This window comes from Pseudovibrio sp. JE062, assembly GCF_000156235.1.
In the GTDB taxonomy this organism is placed as follows: Bacteria; Pseudomonadota; Alphaproteobacteria; order Rhizobiales; family Stappiaceae; genus Pseudovibrio.
On the sequence record NZ_DS996807.1, the window covers coordinates 465,519 to 483,469 of the forward strand.

12 protein-coding genes, 1 tRNA gene and 2 rRNA genes (1 of these 15 only partly in view) are annotated in these 17,951 nt (G+C 55.6%); 9 read left to right on the forward strand and 6 right to left on the reverse strand.

Annotated elements, in window-relative coordinates; all coding sequences use genetic code 11:
• The 3 genes from PJE062_RS09735 to PJE062_RS09745 form a co-directional block, all read left to right on the forward strand.
• Positions 1-1,843 (forward strand): 23S ribosomal RNA (locus PJE062_RS09735); it begins 882 nt to the left of the window's first position.
• Between the two features lie 89 nt (positions 1,844-1,932).
• A 5S ribosomal RNA gene (gene rrf, locus PJE062_RS09740) occupies positions 1,933-2,047 on the forward strand.
• Between the two features lie 53 nt (positions 2,048-2,100).
• Positions 2,101-2,177 (forward strand) — tRNA-Met (locus PJE062_RS09745).
• A 79-nt stretch (positions 2,178-2,256) separates the two neighbouring features.
• On the opposite strand, the gene PJE062_RS26000 is transcribed toward PJE062_RS09745, so the two are convergent.
• From PJE062_RS26000 to PJE062_RS09765, 5 genes are all read right to left on the reverse strand, one after another.
• The gene (locus PJE062_RS26000; protein WP_008548723.1) at positions 2,257-2,418 is read right to left on the reverse strand and encodes a hypothetical protein; all 162 of its coding nucleotides are present in this window, start codon (positions 2,416-2,418) and stop codon (positions 2,257-2,259) included.
• A 17-nt stretch (positions 2,419-2,435) separates the two neighbouring features.
• Complete coding sequence (locus PJE062_RS09750; protein ID WP_008548286.1) at positions 2,436-3,548, reverse strand: ABC transporter ATP-binding protein; 1,113 nt, start codon at positions 3,546-3,548, stop codon at positions 2,436-2,438.
• A 10-nt stretch (positions 3,549-3,558) separates the two neighbouring features.
• Complete coding sequence (locus tag PJE062_RS09755; RefSeq protein WP_008548793.1) at positions 3,559-4,446, reverse strand: carbohydrate ABC transporter permease; 888 nt, start codon at positions 4,444-4,446, stop codon at positions 3,559-3,561.
• Complete coding sequence (locus PJE062_RS09760; RefSeq protein WP_008548294.1) at positions 4,439-5,347, reverse strand: carbohydrate ABC transporter permease; 909 nt, start codon at positions 5,345-5,347, stop codon at positions 4,439-4,441. The genes PJE062_RS09755 and PJE062_RS09760 overlap by 8 nt, the downstream gene beginning before the upstream one ends.
• A gap of 69 nt (positions 5,348-5,416) precedes the next feature.
• Positions 5,417-6,664 carry an ABC transporter substrate-binding protein gene (locus tag PJE062_RS09765; RefSeq protein ID WP_008548598.1) on the reverse strand — a complete coding sequence of 416 codons (1,248 nt, stop codon included), beginning with the start codon at positions 6,662-6,664 and terminating at the stop codon, positions 5,417-5,419.
• 200 nt (positions 6,665-6,864) lie between these two features.
• Between PJE062_RS09765 and PJE062_RS09770 the strand changes: the two genes are divergently transcribed.
• The 6 genes from PJE062_RS09770 to ptsG all read left to right on the forward strand — a co-directional run bounded on the left by PJE062_RS09770 (position 6,865) and on the right by ptsG (position 16,133).
• Positions 6,865-7,584: a response regulator gene (locus PJE062_RS09770; RefSeq protein WP_008548659.1), complete on the forward strand. Its 720-nt coding sequence runs from the start codon at positions 6,865-6,867 to the stop codon at positions 7,582-7,584.
• 27 nt (positions 7,585-7,611) lie between these two features.
• Complete coding sequence (locus tag PJE062_RS09775; RefSeq protein ID WP_008548421.1) at positions 7,612-9,039, forward strand: HAMP domain-containing sensor histidine kinase; 1,428 nt, start codon at positions 7,612-7,614, stop codon at positions 9,037-9,039.
• A 213-nt stretch (positions 9,040-9,252) separates the two neighbouring features.
• On the forward strand, positions 9,253-10,149 hold the full coding sequence (locus PJE062_RS09780) for a sugar kinase (protein WP_008548456.1): 897 nt from the start codon (positions 9,253-9,255) through the stop codon (positions 10,147-10,149).
• A 1-nt stretch (position 10,150) separates the two neighbouring features.
• Positions 10,151-11,191, forward strand: a complete 1,041-nt coding sequence (locus tag PJE062_RS09785) for an oxidoreductase (protein WP_008548324.1) — start codon at positions 10,151-10,153, stop codon at positions 11,189-11,191.
• Positions 11,192-11,770: 579 nt separating this feature from the next.
• A complete protein-coding gene (ptsP, locus tag PJE062_RS09790; protein ID WP_008548473.1) occupies positions 11,771-14,323 on the forward strand; it encodes a phosphoenolpyruvate--protein phosphotransferase in 2,553 nt (850 codons plus the stop codon).
• Between the two features lie 100 nt (positions 14,324-14,423).
• On the forward strand, positions 14,424-16,133 hold the full coding sequence (ptsG, locus tag PJE062_RS09795) for a PTS glucose transporter subunit IIBC (protein ID WP_008548806.1): 1,710 nt from the start codon (positions 14,424-14,426) through the stop codon (positions 16,131-16,133).
• Positions 16,134-16,295: 162 nt separating this feature from the next.
• Here the strand turns inward: ptsG and PJE062_RS09800 are convergent, their stop codons facing one another.
• The gene (locus PJE062_RS09800; RefSeq protein ID WP_037036530.1) at positions 16,296-17,486 is read right to left on the reverse strand and encodes an NnrS family protein; all 1,191 of its coding nucleotides are present in this window, start codon (positions 17,484-17,486) and stop codon (positions 16,296-16,298) included.
• Positions 17,487-17,951: the final 465 nt, after the last annotated feature.

The window sequence follows — 17,951 nt, forward strand, 5'->3', positions numbered from 1 at the left end:
GAATACCAGGAAGTACTGCAGGGCAGACACACAGTGGGTGCTAACGTCCATTGTGGAGAGGGAAACAACCCTGACCGCCAGTTAAGGTCCCTAAGTTATGGCTAAGTGGGAAAGGATGTAGAGATCCCAAAACAACCAGGATGTTGGCTTAGAAGCAGCCATCATTTAAAGAAAGCGTAACAGCTCACTGGTCTAAATAAGGGTCTCCGCGCCGAAAATGTACCGGGGCTAAAGCCATACACCGAAACTGCGGGTGCGTCTTATGACGCGCGGTAGCGGAGCGTTCTGTAAGCTGATGAAGGTGGACCCGTGAGGGCTGCTGGAGGTATCAGAAGTGCGAATGCTGACATGAGTAACGATAAAGAGGGTGAGAGACCCTCTCGCCGAAAGTCCAAGGGTTCCTGCGCAACGCTAATCGGCGCAGGGTTAGCCGGCCCCTAAGGCGAGGCCGAAAGGCGTAGTCGATGGGAACGGGGTTAATATTCCCCGGCCAGTGGGTAGTGACGGATGCCGTGTATCGTATCTCCTTATTGGATTGGAGATGCGGTGAAGGTGTTCCTGGAAATAGCTCCCACGCTAAGACCGTACCCGAAACCGACACAGGTGGACAGGTAGAGTATACCAAGGCGCTTGAGAGAACTGTGCTGAAGGAACTCGGCAAATTGCTCCCGTAAGTTCGCGAGAAGGGAGCCCGGTACGAAGGCAACTTTGTATCGGGGGCACAGAATAGGGGGTTGCGACTGTTTATCAAAAACACAGGGCTCTGCGAAGCCGCAAGGCGACGTATAGGGTCTGACGCCTGCCCGGTGCTGGAAGGTTAAGAGGAGGTGTGCAAGCACCGAATTGAAGCCCCAGTAAACGGCGGCCGTAACTATAACGGTCCTAAGGTAGCGAAATTCCTTGTCGGGTAAGTTCCGACCTGCACGAATGGCGTAACGACTTCCCCGCTGTCTCCAGCACAGACTCAGTGAAATTGAATTCCCCGTGAAGATGCGGGGTTCCTGCGGTCAGACGGAAAGACCCCGTGCACCTTTACTACAGCTTCACACTGGTATTCGTGATGACATGTGTAGGATAGGTGGTAGGCGTTGAACCCCGGGCGCCAGCTCGGGTGGAGCCATCCTTGAAATACCACCCTTGTCCTCATGGATATCTAACCGCGGTACTACAATATCCGGGACCGTGTGTGGCGGGTAGTTTGACTGGGGCGGTCGCCTCCCAAATGGTAACGGAGGCGCGCGAAGGTAGGCTCAGAGCGGTCGGAAATCGCTCGTTGAGTGCAATGGCATAAGCCTGCCTGACTGCGAGACTGACAAGTCGAGCAGAGACGAAAGTCGGTCATAGTGATCCGGTGGTCCCTCGTGGAAGGGCCATCGCTCAACGGATAAAAGGTACGCCGGGGATAACAGGCTGATGATGCCCAAGAGTCCATATCGACGGCATTGTTTGGCACCTCGATGTCGGCTCATCGCATCCTGGGGCTGGAGCAGGTCCCAAGGGTTTGGCTGTTCGCCAATTAAAGCGGTACGTGAGCTGGGTTCAGAACGTCGCGAGACAGTTCGGTCCCTATCTGCCGTGGGTGTAGGAAATTTGAGAGGATCTGTCCCTAGTACGAGAGGACCGGGATGGACGTACCTCTGGTGGACCTGTTGTGGCGCCAGCCGCATTGCAGGGTAGCTATGTACGGAATGGATAACCGCTGAAGGCATCTAAGCGGGAAACCAACCTCAAAACAAGATATCCCTTGAGAGCCGTGGAAGACCACCACGTCGATAGGAGGCATGTGGAAGGGTGGTAACATCCGAAGCTGAGCCTTACTAATAGCTCGATCGATCTTGATCACTCCCATTAAGCTATAATCATAAAGCTTAAATCCAAAAACAAAGCTTCAACTAAACAAAACAGACCAGTTCATAATGTGACTTATTCCTGCCCGGTGGCTATGGCGGGGCGCCCCCACCCGATCCCATCCCGAACTCGGAAGTGAAACGCCCCTGCGCCAATGGTACTTCGTCTTAAGACGCGGGAGAGTAGGGCGCCGCCGGGCATGAATAAGACACACAAAAATCTCGACAAAATACACAGAACATACCTTATTACCGCGGGGTGGAGCAGCCCGGTAGCTCGTCAGGCTCATAACCTGAAGGTCGCAGGTTCAAATCCTGCCCCCGCAACCAAAATATCAAACCCGCTATCGCAAAGATGGCGGGTTTTTTGTTGTCCGGATTTTGAAACAGAAACTAGCAACTAACCCGCCTAGGCCGGGAAATTCTGCTCTCCATCAAAGTACTTCCAGATATGTGAGGCCACCGGACCCGAATGGTGGTTGCCGCGCTTGGCAAGGCAGATTGGCAGGCTGATCTCGCCAAGAGTTGGCAGGGTCTTCAGAACGCCCTCAGAAAGCTCCTGAGCGATCATATGATGGGGAAGACGGCCTACCCAATCAACGCCTCACTCTCCCCGTCAAACAGACATACCCGTTCCATATCAACGGAGAACACCATGCTCTCCCCTGGGTTACATGCGAACAAGGGGGATACTCTTGCTTTGGCGGGGTGGCCGGCTAGGCGGAGGAGGCAGAGGGTGTCGGCGCCGGTGGGTTCGAGGAGTTCGACGTCGCACTCGATCTGTGGGGTGCTGGGGGCTGCGAAGGCGTTGTGGGTGATCATTTCGGGGCGCAGGCCGAGGATGACCTTTGTGTTTTCGCGCGGCTCCAGTTGTTTTGAAGCTGGCAGCGGGAGGAAGTAGTCCTTGGGCTCGCCTTTCAGAACAGCTGGAAGGATGACGCCGAGTTGGTCGTCTTGCTTCACCAGATCCACCTTGACGAAGTTCATGGGCGGTGCACCGACGAAGCCGGCGACGTACATGTTGGCGGGTTTGCTGTAGATCTCTTGCGGCGTGCCGATCTGCTGGATAATGCCGTCTTTCATGATGGCGATGCGATCGGCCAGCGTCATGGCCTCGATCTGGTCATGGGTCACATAGACCATGGTGGCCTTAAGAGTCTGATGGAGCTTCTTGATCTCCGTGCGCATTTCGCCGCGCAGTTTGGCGTCCAGATTGGAAAGTGGTTCGTCAAACAGGAAGATCTTGGGGCGGCGCACAAGGGCGCGGCCCATGGCGACGCGTTGACGCTGACCGCCTGAGAGCTGAGCTGGTTTGCGGGCAAGCAGATGCTCGATTTGCAACATGCTGGCCACTTCGTGCACGGCGGCTTTGCGTTCAGCTTTGCTGATCCTGCGCATTTCCAAGCCAAACGCGATGTTGCGCTCCACGGTCATGTTTGGGTAGAGCGCATAGCTTTGGAACACCATGGCGATGTCGCGGTTCTTGGGATGGACGTCGTTGACCACCTCTCCATCCAACCGGATTTCACCGTCCGCGATGGGTTCCAGCCCTGCGATGATGTTGAGCAGTGTGGACTTGCCGCAGCCGGAGGATCCGAGCAGGACGAGGAACTCGCCGTCTTTCACATCAAGGGAGATGTCTTTCAAAACCTCAGTGGAGCCAAAGGACTTGGACGCATGTTCGATGGATATGGTCGCCATAAATGAGCCTCTAGCCTTTGACTGCGCCAGCGGTGAGCCCGCGCACGAAGAACCTGCCAGCGATGATGTAGACAACAAGGGTCGGCGCTGCGGCGATGAGGGCGGCGGCCATGTCCACGTTGTACTGCTTTACGCTGGTGGTGGAGTTGATGAGATTGTTGAGTGCGACTGTCACCGGCTGCGCTCCCCCGGAGGTGAAGCTGGCGCCGAAGAGGAACTCGTTCCACACCTGCGTGAACTGCCAGATCACCGAGACAACGGTGATGGGCACGGAAAGCGGCAGCATGATGTGCCAGAAGATGCGAAAGAACCCTGCTCCATCCATGGTGGCAGCGCGCACCAGCTCTTGGGGCACAGAGACATAGTAGTTTCGGAAGAACAGCGTGGTGAAGCTGATGCCGTAGATGGTATGCACCACAATCAGGCCGGTGATAGAGTTGGCAATGCCCAGAAAGCCAAGGGTCTGGGCCATGGGCAGAATAACGATCTGGAACGGGATGAAGCAGCCGAACAGCATCAGAGCGAAAATGATGTTGGCACCGCGGAAGCGGAAGAGCGACAGAGCATATCCGCTCAAGGCGCCGATCAGGGTGGAGATCACCACCGATGGCACGGACATGATCACCGAGTTGAGGAAGTACGGGCGCAGACCCTCACAGCGCACGCCGATGCAGGCGCTGGACCAGGCCTCGCGCCAGGCGGTGAAGTTGAGCTCGTGGGGCAAGTCCAGCAGAGCACCTGCCCGGATTTCAGCCAGATCCTTCAGGGAGGTGGAGAGCACCACATAGATTGGGCCCAGATAGAGCACGGCGGCGGCGAGCAGCAGAGTCCAGATGAAGAGACGGCCAAGCAGATAACGTTTGCCACTGGCACCGGGGAGTGTTTTGGGGTCAGCCATGGCGCTTTGCCCTCAACTCGGAATAAAGATAGGGCACGATGATCGCGGCCACAGTGGCCAGCATCATCATGGCAGAGGCTGCGCCGAGGCCAATCTGATTGCGGCGGAAGGCCATCTCATACATGAAGTTGGCGGGAAGCGTGGAAGAATAGCCCGGACCACCATTTGTCAGCGCCACCACGAGATCAAAGCTCTTGATGGACAGGTGCGCAAGGATGACAAAGGCGGAGAGGAACACGGGCCGCAGAGATGGCAGGATGATGCCGAAGTAGATGCGGGTGGTGCTGGCGCCGTCCAGATGAGCAGCGCGGATGATGTCCTCATCCACGGTGCGCAGAGCGGAGAGGAACAGGGCCATCACAAAGCCCGAAGCCTGCCAGACGGCGGCGAGGACCACCACATAGATGGCCATATCGCGGTTGACGATCCAGTCGAACTGAAAGCTCTCCCACCCCAACTGTTGCATGTAGCTTTCGATGCCGAGGGATGGGTTCAGGATCCATTTCCACGCCGTGCCGGTGACGATGAAGCTGATCGCCATGGGGTAGAGATAGATGGTGCGCAGCGCCCCTTCTGCGCGGATGCGCTGGTCCAGCAGCACGGCCAGCACGCAGCCGATGGTGATGGCGAACAGGATGTAAAGACTGCCGAAAATCAACAGGTTATGGAAAGCCACGTTCCAGCGGTCCATAGCCAGCAAGCGCACATATTGCTGGATGCCCTGAAAATCGAAGGTGGGCAGCATGCGGGAGTTGGTGAGCGAGATGAAGCCCGTCCATGCGATGAACCCATACACGAAGAACACGATGAGCAGGAACGGCGGACCAACGACCAGCTGCGGCAAATATCGCTGCAGTCTGTCAAGAACAGACATCTGCTTGCGCTGCTGGGGGTTGGACATGGGGCTCTCTTTGCTCAGTGCTGGTTTGGGTGTCAGTGCCTACGCTTTACTCTGACTGCCCTTGGGAAATCAATCTGCTAGGATTACGGTCTCGGCAAGCTTTTCGACAGCTTCCTGTGAAGACATGTTGGTGTTGAAGTGCTCTGTCACCACATCCAGAAAGGCACCACGCACCGCGCCGGATTGCACCAGCTCGTGGGCGATGGAGCCAACAACGGTGTTGCGGGCTTCATTGAGCACCAGATCCTCACTGGATTTCATGGCGCACTCGTCAAAGCCCTCCAAACTGACGCCCAGTCTGGCGGGGATGGAGCCTTTCAGCAGGTTGAACTCCTTCTGCACGTCTTCATACAGCAACATGGAGGCCATCAACTGCTGGCCTTTCTGTTGTTCTTCGTCAGAGACCTGGAACATGGCGAAGCTGTCGGAGTTGATGATGTAGCCGCCACTGGACGGAGCTGAAACGCAGATGAAGTCCTCACCGTACTTGAGGCCTGCGGTCAGAAACTCCGCCTTGGCCCAGTCGCCCATGATCTGCATAGCCGCTTCACCGCGCATCACCATAGCGGTGGCAAGGTTCCATTCGCGGCCCGGAGCGCCCGGGTCCACATAAGTGCTGAGCTTGCGCATCTGGTCGAACACCTTGATCATGGTGTCAGAGTGCAAGGCCTCCTGATCCAGATCCAGATAGACCTGCTTGTAAAAATCCGCCCCGCCGATACCCAGCAGCACCACCTCAAACAAGGTTACGTCTTGCCAGGGTTGGCCACCATGGGCCAGCGGAATGAAGCCAGCGGCTTTGATCTTTTCAGCGGTCTTGTTGAACTCATCCCATGTTTGCGGAGGTGTGACGCCTACCTTGTCGAGCACCTTGGGATTGGCCCAGATCCAGTCCACGCGGTGAATGTTCAGCGGCACAGCCACATACTCGCCCTGATACTGCACGGTCTCTTTCAGAAGGTCTGGCAGTAGTGCGTCCCAGTTTTGCTCGTCTGCCACTGCGTTGAGGCCTTCCAGCGCGCCAACAGCGGCCCACTCCTTGATGTTCTGGCCTTTGACCTGCGCCACGGAGGGCGGCACACCGGCCAGCACGCGGGCGCGCAGAACGGCGGCCATGGCATCACCACCACCGCCAGCCACGGGCGCATCATCCCATACGCCGCCGCGGGCTTCAAAGGCGTGTTTCAGCGACAACGCGGCGCGCGCCTCCCCGCCAGACGTCCAGAAATGCAGAACTTCAGCTGTCGGTGCGGCCTGCGCGGTTATGCTACTGAGTAAAACAGCAAGTGCGACCAAGCTGAGACGCTGGCTGCCCATTACATTCTCCCGATGGATGGTCAGAGGACGCTTCTAGCAAACTCTTTCTTCAATTTATCTCGTATAAACACACAATCCAATGAACTTGCACGTGCAAGACAACCTGACGCATACACATTCCTCTCGCCGCGGCCAAATGTTTTGTTATACAGCACTGGGCCAGAGTGAGCTGGTTGGGATTGAAATGGGTACACCGAGGTATGATGCTCTCGAACAAAACACTGCTGATTGTTGACGATGATGAGGAAATCGCCAGCCTGACGGCAGACTTCCTGAAAGATCGTGGGTACACCGTGTTCACCGCAAACTCGGCGGAAGAAGCCATGGAGCTTCTGGACACCAACCACATAGATCTGATGGTTCTGGACATCATGCTGCCGGGAGAAAACGGGCTGACCTTGTGCCAGCGCGTGCGCCAGACCTCCAAGATGCCAATCATCATCATCTCCGCCATTACCGGTGATACAGAACGCATTGTCGGGCTGGAACTGGGAGCGGATGATTATCTGGAAAAGCCGTTTAACCCCAGAGAGTTGCAAGCCCGTATCTTTGCCATTTTCCGCCGCACCGAAGACGTTGAAACAGCAGCAGCGCCCAAAGCGCAGCGCTTTGAGTTCAGTGGCTGGAAGCTGGATGAAGCAACCCGCCACTTGACCGCGCCGGACGGTGTGCTGGTGCATCTCAGCTCCTCTGAATTCGATGCCCTGCTGACCTTTGTGAAGTCACCGCAAAAGCCGATTTCCCGCGATACACTAGGCCGCGTGCTGCGCGGTGCCAAGGTGGATTCTCACGATCGCAGCATCGATATTCTGATCAGCCGCCTGCGCAAAAAGCTGGCTCAGACCGATCCAAATACTGACTTCATCACCACAGTGCGCCATCAGGGCTATCTGTTTTCTCAAAGCGTAACGCGAGTGTAATGTGAGAGCACCGGAAAGAGCGTGGCCGTGTCAGGACTGATCCTGAGCATCCTTCCCAGATCACTTGAACGCCGTATGGTTGTGGTTCTCATCACCGCCGTACTGTCGATCTTTGTGGTTCTGGGGCTCACGCTTAATGCCTACAACAACAGAGAGCTGGCGCTCGCCAACTCCTTTGAGGCTGGTGCTGAACTGAGCCAATACATTCGCACGTCTTCGCTAGGAAGCACCGCGCCAGCACCCTTTGCAGGCACCTATCTGCAGGTGGTTGAAGCTGGCAAACCGGCGCTTTCCGGCGACGCCTCTTCTCTTCCATTGACCATTGATGATGATGGCATAGAGCTGACCGCAGAGCTGGTGTTTACAGGCACATTGCCTCGAGCGGACCTGATCACGCGCGACCATCCCAATCCAACTTATCAGCTTGATAATCTGGGCGCTTTTGCGCAAGCCGTCACACGGCAGGACAAGGCTGTTCAGCTCTATCTGACCCTGCCAGAAGGACAAGGCAGTCGCCTGATCACCTTCCCGAAACTGTGGCAGGACCGGATGACAGAGCCGGTGCTCTTCATCCTCGCGGCCCTTTGCATCACGCTGGTGTTTGTGCTGGCCCGCAGTCTCGTGCATTACACAGCTGCGCCTTTCCGATCCCTTGCCAAGTATGAGCGCGCAGAGCTGAAGCCATGGGATACGGAGGAAGCCGTCGCCCTGCAGGACACGCTGGTGCGAGAGCAGGAAGCTCGGGCGCAATTACTGGAAGAGCAAAAGCGCATGCTGGCCTCCATCAGCCATGACCTGCGCACACCAGCTACCCGTTTGCGCCTTCGGCTGGAGCAGATCGAGTCCACGTCCCTACGCAATCGCATGCTGCATGATGTGGAGGAGATGACCCGTCTTATCGCAGCTTCCCTTGATTTTCTGCGGTTCAACGCTCTGCTAGAAGAGCCTCAGCAACTCTCTCTCGCCGCGCTGCTTCAGTCGCTTTGTGATGATTACATGGACACGGGCAACGATGTTGTCTTCGTGCCGCAACGCCACAAAATGACGGACCAGAGCCGCAACATTTTCGGTGGCGGCGGAGAGGTTGAGCTGGAAGTGGAAGGCCGCGCCGTCATGAATGGTCAGCCCACCGCGTTGCGCCGTGCCTTCAGCAATCTCATTGATAATGCACTCAAATATGGCGGTGCGGCCACCGTTGAGATGCAGAACCTTGAGAATGATCAGCTGCTTGTTTCCATCAGCGACCCCGGCCCCGGCATTCCGCCCCATCTGCATGAAAAGGTGTTTGAACCGTTCTTCCGCAATGACAGTGTGGAACGCACCCGTTCCTCCAGCGTGGGCCTTGGCCTGTCCATCGTCAAACAGATCATCAACGCCCATGGCGGCGAGATCAGCCTTGGCGAAACAGCAGAAGGCAAGTTCTGCATCTTCGTAAAACTGCCCCGCGAACTTTAAAGAATCACGGCCTGCGTAGTTTTCCTCATCTCACCCTTCATTTTGGGGAAAGATCTGCAAAAACAACCTGTAATGTAACAAGTTGAAACATCAGGTTTGCCGAGTGACCAGTTTCATGATTTCCCTAGGACATCATTTAGAAATCCGCCTTTAAAAGCGGAGGGTGCTCTCACTGCATTTGGGCAGTGGGGCCGGACTATAATGGAGTACAGGATGAAAGCGCTATTCATTGGCCAGTCCTACATCGACGTAACCTTTTTGTCAGAGACCATGCCGGAAGGTGACGAAAAGGCGATCGCGCAGGATTACGCAGTCAGCTTCGGCGGCAACGCCGTTACCGCAGCTTTTGTTTGCGCAAAGCTGGGCATCGCGCCAGACCTGCTGTGCTCCATGGCAGACGACTGGCTCTCCCGCATGTTCCGCGATATGGCCGCGAAATACTCTATTCCGATCCATAGTTGTAAGGTGAAGGAAAGCTCACTCTCCTTCATCATGCCAAAGGATGGCAAGCGTGCGATCGTTCGTTGTCGTGACAACGACTTCCTGCACCCGTTCCCGGATCTCAACCTTGCTGGCTGTCAGGCTCTACATGTTGACGGCCACATCCCACACGCTGCTCTGCACTACGCCAAACTGTGCCGCAAGCACGGCATTCTGACCTCTCTGGACGGCGGTGCGGTTCGCGAGAACACCGAGGAACTGCTCGATTACATTGATGTGGCGATTGTTTCTGAACTGTTCTGCGAGCAGCTTGGCAAGTCACCTGAAGACACGCTTGAATACCTGCGCGCCAAAGGCGTTAAGGTGGGTGGTGTGACACAGGGCGAGCAAGGTCTGCTGTGGTACGAAGACAAATGCCCGATCAAACGCCAGCCAGCGCTGAAGGTGCCTAAAGACCGCGTCATCGACACCAACGGTGCCGGTGATACCTTCCACGGCGCCTATGTTTACGCGTATCTGGCTGATCCAAAAGGCAGCTGGGAAGATCACTTCAAAACCGCCCGTGCAGCTTCTGCGCACGCCATTCAGTTCCTGGGCAACGAAGCATCTTTGCCAACCGTTCTGGATCTGGACAACGTGCAGAAGAACTTTCCTGCAGGCGATGAGTAATATGAGCGTTGATCAACCTGTAAAAACAGCTCTGGTGGGCTTTGGCGTTTCCGGCCAAAGCTTCCACGCGCCGCTGCTGACCTTTGTTGAGGGCATCGAGCTTGCGGCCGTTGTGTCCAGCAAGCCGGATCTGGTTAAGAGCAAACTGCCGGACTGCACGCCCTACACCTCTTTTGAAGAGGTGCTGGAGCTGCCGGAGATCGAGCTAGTCGTTCTCAGCCTGCCCAACACGCTGCACTACGATCATGCCAAGAAGGCGCTGCTCGCTGGCAAGCATGTGGTGGTTGAAAAGCCATTCACCATCACCAGCGCAGAAGCAAAAGAGCTGATTGACATAGCGGAGCAGAAAGACCTGAAGCTCTCCGTCTATCACAATCGCCGCTTCGACTGTGACTTCCTGTCGGTTCAGGACCTGATGGAAACAGGTCGTCTCGGCAAAGTGCACTCTTACCTGTGCAACTACAATCGCTACCGCCCGGACATCAAGGGCCGCTGGCGCGAGCAAGATATCCCCGGCGCAGGCATTCTGTATGATCTGGGCGCCCATGGCATAGATCAGGCGCTCTGCCTGTTTGGCACACCAAAGTCGGTTCAGGCGAAATTGCGTGTTCAGCGCAAGGATGCAGCAGCCGTGGATCACTTCCACCTTGTGCTCGGCTATGACGACTGTGACGTCATCCTGCACGGCAACTGCCTCAGCACCGAGCAAGGCCCGCGCTTTCAGGTGAGCGGGGATAAAGCCACCTACATCACCTATGGCATGGACCCGCAAGAGGACATGCTGAAGGCCGGTGGCGGACCAGCCCGTTCTGACTGGGGTGTTGAAGCAGAAGGCGATTGGGGCACCCTTTATGACGAGGCAGGTGAAGGTACACCTGTACCAAGCCAGAAAGGTGGCTATGAGCGCTTCTACGCTGGTATGCGGGATGCGATCCGCCGCGGTACCGCTGTACCCGTCTCCACTCACGATGCCATGCAGACCATCCGCATCATTGAGGCCGCTTACCTGAGCGACAAAGAAGTCAGAACAGTCTTGCTCTGAAGACCGAAACTCGGCTTGTGGCAGGCACGCGCTGCCGCCGGTTCCTTCCCTCAGCGTTCAGCACATAAGCGCGCAAAAAACGCGCTTTGAACGCACATTTCACATAGCAACGTACTAAAAAACGGTGACCCAAATCCGGTGCTCTGAAGACGTCTTCAGGTGCGGATGCAGTCGGATTCTGCCTGTTACAATCTGATTTTGGGCAGTTTGCGGGCAAAGTAGCGTGAAAAACTTGCCCTGTAATGTATCAAGCTGTTGTTACAAACCTGTTGCAAATGCGTAAGGGCACCCTCTGCATCGCATGTAATTCCAAGATATATATTAGTATAGAACTCAAACTAATCTTTCTTACAGATCTAATAGATTAGCCCTGAGTTTTATAAGTAAGTCATTCTCTATGTAATGAGAAATATTTCCCTTTGTAACAATTCGTAACACCCCGTAACACTAGTCTTTTTACGTATTGTTGTGCGGCCTTACGCAAATGATCCTCGCGTAAAAATCGCCTCTTGTCCCATCAAGACTTAGTGGAAGCTTAAGAAGGCGCGCATTCACCTAATATAATCGGGAGATAAAACGGTGAAGGATCCAAAAAACAAATTTTCCATCAATTTGCCTTTGAAGGGCATTGTTCAGGCTGTCACCGACCTGCCCGATCCGGTGTTTGCCGAAAAGATGATGGGAGATGGCGTTGCCATCGACCCGATCGACAATGTTCTTTACGCCCCATTTGCTGGTCAGATAACTCAAATTCATAATTCACATCATGCAGTTACGTTGCAGCAAGGCGACGTTGAACTGCTGATGCACATCGGCCTCGACACTGTCGCTCTGAAAGGCCGTGGCTTCGAACTGCACGTCGCTGAGGGAGATCAGGTCGAGCAAGGTCAGCCACTTATCACCTTCGACGCCGACGTCATCGCCCGCGAATGTGTTTCCGTCCAGTCCGCAGTTGTCATCACCAGCGGTCAGGAGATCACCACAGTTACTCCCCTTGGCAACGTCCAGACAGACCTCAATCAGGTCGTCTTCACCGTCCCAAGCAGCAACGACCCTCAAGGCACATCCGCCCCTGTGCAGGAAACTGCTACTGAGCCTACTGGCCCTGCGATCACCGGTTCCATCAAGATCCCAAATGCCACTGGCCTCCATGCCCGTCCAGCCGCCCGTCTGGCTGTTGAAGTGCGCAAAGCCGATGCAAAAGTGACCTTCACCGTCAACGGCAAAACCTGTAGCGGTTCCTCTGTCACCGGCATCATGTCCCTGAAGACAAAACTAGGTGACACGCTGGAGATTGAAGCTGTTGGTCCAGATGCACAGCAGGTGGTGGCTGATGTTATCGCCGCTGTGAAGGCCGGTCTTGGCGAAGAGATCACCAGCTTCTCTGAAGCCCCACAGCAAGAGGTTGAGGAAGAAGCGCCGCTGCTTCAGGTTAAGTCCGGCGAAGAAGGCGTTCTCATTGGCTTCACCGCATCTCCGGGCCGCGCTATCGGCAAATTGGTCAAGCACAACAAAGCCCTACCGGAAGTCACTCGCGAAAGCATCGGCGCAGCTGAAGAGCGTGCAGCCTTCAAAGCTTCCGTCAAATCTTCCATCGCAGACCTGCAAAGCATCATCGATCGCCTGACTAAGAATGGTCAGGAAGAACTGGCAGAAGTTTTCAACGCTCACATCGAGTTACTCTCCGATCCGGAACTCTCCGAAAAGCCACTGGCCGACATCGCCAAGGGTCAAGGCGCAGCGTGGAGCTGGAAGTTGGCGTATGAGGCACAGGCAGAAACCCTTGCCAAGATGGACGACCCTCTGCTGGCAGGCCGCGCTGCAGACGTGCGCGACATTGGTCTGCGCGTTCTGAAGAAGTTGCTCGGTGTTGATGATGGCGGCGAAATCCTCGAAGAAGGCACGATCCTCCTTCAGGAAGACATCACACCATCCGAAATCGTTGCACTGGACCTGACCAAGATCGTAGGCCTGTGCACCACCCACGGCGGTTCTTCCTCTCACGCAGCTATCATCGCGCGCTCCAACGACCTGCCTTATCTTGTCAACGTTGAAGACGCCATGAAGGATCTGGCAGACGGCACCGTCCTGCTTCTGGATGCCAAATACGGCAAGATCAAAGTTGCCCCGACAGACGCAGAGCAAGCGGCCTTCACCAAGAAGATCGAAAATGCTGCGAAACAGGCTGAAGAATACCAACGCGACGCGCAGAAACCAGCCATCACTAAAGACGGTTTTCAGGTCGAGATCGCAGCCAACATCGGCAGCGTAGAAGACGCCGAAAAGGCAGTTGCAGCCGGTGCGGAAGCTGTTGGCCTGCTGCGCTCCGAGTTCCTCTACATGGAGCGTCTCAACGAGCCAACCGAAGAAGAGCAAGCCGAAAAAGTTGGCGCAATTCTTGAGGTTATGGGCAAAGAGCGTCCTGTCATCATCCGCACACTGGATGTGGGCGGCGACAAACCACTGCCATACCTGCCAATGCCGCATGAAGAAAACCCGTTCCTCGGTGTGCGCGGCGTGCGCATCGGCATCGAGCGCCCAAGCATCCTGCGCCGTCAGGTCCGCGCGATCCTCTCTCAGGCACACAAGGGCCACGCTCGCATCATGTACCCAATGATCAGCGCCCTGGACGAGCTGCGTGCCGTCAACGCGCTGGTGCGTGAAGAGCAGAAAAACCTTGGTGTTGAACACGTTGAAGTCGGCATCATGATCGAAGTGCCATCCGCCGCCCTCATGGCAGACAAGCTGGCACAGGAAGTCGACTTCTTCTCCATCGGCACCAACGACCTCACCCAATACGTCATGGCCATCGACCGCGGCCACCCAGGCCTCGCAGCCCGTGCAGATGCCCTGCACCCAGCTGTTCTGCGCATGATCGAGCTCACCGTCAGAGCAGCGGAAGATGCAGGCAAATGGGTCGGCGTATGTGGTGGCCTCGCCAGTCAGATCGAAGCCGTGCCGATCCTCATCGGCCTCGGCGTCAAAGAACTATCCGTCAGCGTACCTGCTCTGCCGGAAGTGAAACACACAGTTCGCACTGTATCCATGGAGGAGTCCCGCAAGCTCGCACAAGCGGCTTTGGACTGCGCGGATACCAGTGATGTGAAAGATCTCCTCAAGTCACACCAGTGATGCAGGAGTAAATGTGGGAGTTGGCGTTCCAGACGGGAATGCCTAACAAAATCAGGGGGCATGGCGTGTTCGCACACCATGCAACTCTGGGGGAAAAACAATGAGTACATTCTCAAACGCATTTGGTGCCTTACAAAAGGTTGGTAAGTCCCTGATGCTGCCAGTGTCGGTTCTTCCAGCTGCTGGTATCCTTCTCGGCGTCGGCGCTGCTGACCTGCCGTTCATTCCGGAATTCATCAACCATCTGATGGCGCAGGCTGGTGGTTCGATCTTCGGCAACCTGCCAATCATCTTTGCGGTTGCTGTTGCACTCGGCTTTGCGAAAAACGATGGTGTAGCCGGCCTTGCTGCTGTGGTTGGCTACGGTGTTCTTCTGGCGACAATGGGCGTTGTTGCAGAAACACTTGCCATCGAAACCAAGCCGATCCTCGGCATCACCTCCATCGACACCGGCGTGTTCGGCGGCATCCTTGTGGGCGCGCTGGCTGCGTTCATGTTCAACAAGTTCTTCCGTATCAAGTTGCCGGATTATCTGGGCTTCTTCGCTGGTAAGCGCTTTGTTCCGATCATCACAGCATTCGCCTGTATTTTCCTCGGCGTTATCCTGTCCTTCGTCTGGCCTCCAATCGGTGGCGCCATCAACGCGTTCTCCCGTTGGGCAGCTGAAGAAAACCCAGAAGTTGCGTTCTTCATCTACGGTGTGATTGAGCGTGCGCTGATCCCATTCGGCCTGCACCACATCTGGAACGTTCCGTTCTTCTTCGAAGCTGGTTCCTACATCGATCCGGCAACCGGTCAGGCTGTCACCGGTGAAATCCAGCGTTACCTTGCTGGTGATCCGACTGCTGGTAATATGGCTGGTGGTTACCTCTTCAAAATGTGGGGTCTGCCTGCTGCTGCACTGGCAATCTGGCACTGCGCGAAGCCTGAAAACCGCACCATGGTTGGCGGTATCATGATCTCCGCAGCGCTGACCTCCTTCCTGACAGGTATCACTGAGCCAATCGAATTCGCATTCCTGTTCGTTGCGCCAGTTCTTTACATCGCACACGCAATTCTGGCAGGTGTTGGCTACTCCCTGATGATCATGCTCGGCATCAAGCACGGCATGACCTTCTCACATGGCTTCATTGATTACGTCCTGCTTTACCCACTCTCCTCCAACGGCTGGATGCTGGTCGTGTTTGGTCTGGGGTATGCGGCTCTGTACTACGCTGTGTTCCGTGTTCTCATTGTGGCTCTGAACCTGAAAACACCTGGCCGCGAAGCTGCAACTGAAGCATCTGCTGCTGTTGCCTCCGGTGATGAAGACGCAATGTCCGCAGCGCTTGTGAAAGCCTTCGGTGGTGCAGATAACATCACCAATTTGGACGCTTGCATCACCCGCCTGCGCGTCAGCACAGCTGATGTTTCCAAGGTTGACGATGCGGCTCTGAAAGCCCTCGGCGCCCGCGGTGTGATCCGCGTTGGCAACGGTGCACAGGCGATCTTCGGCACAGCTTCAGAGAACCTGAAGACCGACATGGAGATCTACCTGCAAGGCGGCGGTGCTTCCGCAAAACCAGCAGCGGAACAAGCTCTCGATGCAGCCGCGATCTTTAGTCAGCTTGGCGGCAAGGATAACGTGGTAGCTGTTGAAGCTATTGCAAATACCCGTGTGCGCGTTGAACTGCGCGACATCGCTGGTGTGTCCATGCCAGAGCTGTCACAGGCAGGCATTCAGGTCATGAAAGCCGGAGACAAAGCGCTCCATCTCATCGTTGGCGACAAGTACACCACCCTCGCCAAGGATCTCTCTGCTCAGATTTAACTGACAGAGACATAAGGTGCCTTTGGAGGTTTACCCTCCTCCCGAACCTTCAGAGGCACCGCCACCAAAAGCAGCACTCCCCGCCCGGCGAGTGCTGCATTTTATTTGGTTCGAAGGAAAACCAATAAAGGGCAGGGGGCTTATTTAAAGCCTATGATTTCCTCACCGCTTTCTTACCAACAACGGCCCGAACGTCACTAGGTACACCACAAACGCCAGTATCCATGCCAGGGCCGAAACATCGTAGAGTCTTGCAGATATCTCTGGCATCTGTCCTGCGGTGAAGCGGAGGAGGATGGAGAGGGTCATGGCGCAGTAGAGGAAGGTGGTGCCTTTGCTCGCTTTGAGGTCCTGCCCGGTGTGCCCGAGGGTGGCACGGGTCATGACCGCAAGGGTCATCATACCCATGACACCAGCCATGAGCAGGTGTTGGGAGCCGGTGACATCAAACAGGTCTGGGAGGAGGATTGCAAAGCCCAGAAGCAGCAGCCCGGTAGGCACGAACAGATACGCCACATGGAGCACCAGAACGAGAGGCTCTTTGAAGGTGTATTGCCCTTTCCAGCGAGCCAGACGCGCAAAGTGCAGACCGCCTGCAATCACAAGCGCCACACCTGCCAGCCAATGATCTTCCAGTGCGGTCCAGATCAACAGCCCTGCCAAGAGGAACAGTAGGGAGAGCTTGTCGAACTTCTGCATAGGGCCAACTGGGAGATCTTTGCTACCTTGCTTCACAAGCCAGTTGCGGGTGAAGGACGGGATGATACGTCCGCCGATCAGACCAACCATCAGCACCATGGTGGAAATGCCAAGGCGCATACCATAGCCGTTTGCAGCGTACCCACCGCTCCAGGCTTCCCAGTGGAACAGTAGGTTTGCGATGATGAGCAGGGCCATCAAAGCAAGCACGATCAGATTGCGCCAGTTCTTACCTGCCATAATCTCGCGCAAACAAGCCGCTGCGAGCATCAAGGGCATGGAGATATCCAGCACGACGATCAGGCCAGCTGGCAGATAGGCCCCAAACAAGATCGCCACACGACCAATCACCCATAAGCTAAAGAGCAAAATCAACGGCTTGCCGACAATTGGCATCCGCCCGGTCCAGTTGGGAATTGCGGTTAGCAAGAACCCGGCCACCACGGCGTTCAGATAGCCAAACAAGAACTCATGGGCATGCCATGAGACCGGACCAAACGCGACCGGAAGTTCAATATGACCCGATATCAGTGGAATCCAGAGCAGCATAATCACAACTGCCCAGATGGCACTGGCGAGGAAAAATGGTCTGAACCCGTAACTGAAAAGCGCAGGGCCCTGCCAGGATCTGACTTGTTCCATTGTAGTCGACATGAGGCGCTCTTTTGGCTTTTGGTGATGTGCTTTATGCACATTCAGTGATCTACGGTTAGCGTTGCCATCAGCTTCACCAATCCAAACTAGCATGTCCTTGACTATTATTAAGTGCACTCTGCATTTACGGGGGATGAAGGTTTCGTGGCGTCACACGCCCCAGAGCTCTGCGATTTTTACGGCAAGAAACTTAGATGCACCAAAAGCACCACATGGCCTCCCATGCAGTGTTGGAACTTAAATCTCCCAAAGATCGGGAGGAGCAAGGCGGCAGGCAACACCTGCGCTACTTGTTAGATATGAGTCTTCGGCATTGGCTACGCGCCTTGCCCGGGCATTTTGGTATGGCCAACATCGCCTCTTATCCTGAAAGACATGATAGCCGGTTTCCCGGAAAGACAACAGCTTTGCTCAGATAAGTTTCCGTATCCAAACAGGTCCACTGCCTATGATATGGCCAGTCTG

Bases quoted from the DNA above. Each gene is read 5' to 3' on its own strand.
- PJE062_RS26000 (WP_008548723.1), bottom strand. From the start codon at position 2,418: ATGATCGCTCAGGAGCTTTCTGAGGGCGTTCTGAAGACCCTGCCAACT.
- PJE062_RS09750 (WP_008548286.1), bottom strand. From the start codon at position 3,548: ATGGCGACCATATCCATCGAACATGCGTCCAAGTCCTTTGGCTCCACT.
- PJE062_RS09755 (WP_008548793.1), bottom strand. From the start codon at position 4,446: ATGGCTGACCCCAAAACACTCCCCGGTGCCAGTGGCAAACGTTATCTG.
- PJE062_RS09760 (WP_008548294.1), bottom strand. From the start codon at position 5,347: ATGTCCAACCCCCAGCAGCGCAAGCAGATGTCTGTTCTTGACAGACTG.
- PJE062_RS09765 (WP_008548598.1), bottom strand. From the start codon at position 6,664: ATGGGCAGCCAGCGTCTCAGCTTGGTCGCACTTGCTGTTTTACTCAGT.
- PJE062_RS09770 (WP_008548659.1), top strand. From the start codon at position 6,865: ATGATGCTCTCGAACAAAACACTGCTGATTGTTGACGATGATGAGGAA.
- PJE062_RS09780 (WP_008548456.1), top strand. From the start codon at position 9,253: ATGAAAGCGCTATTCATTGGCCAGTCCTACATCGACGTAACCTTTTTG.
- PJE062_RS09785 (WP_008548324.1), top strand. From the start codon at position 10,151: ATGAGCGTTGATCAACCTGTAAAAACAGCTCTGGTGGGCTTTGGCGTT.
- ptsG (WP_008548806.1), top strand. From the start codon at position 14,424: ATGAGTACATTCTCAAACGCATTTGGTGCCTTACAAAAGGTTGGTAAG.
- PJE062_RS09800 (WP_037036530.1), bottom strand. From the start codon at position 17,486: ATGTCGACTACAATGGAACAAGTCAGATCCTGGCAGGGCCCTGCGCTT.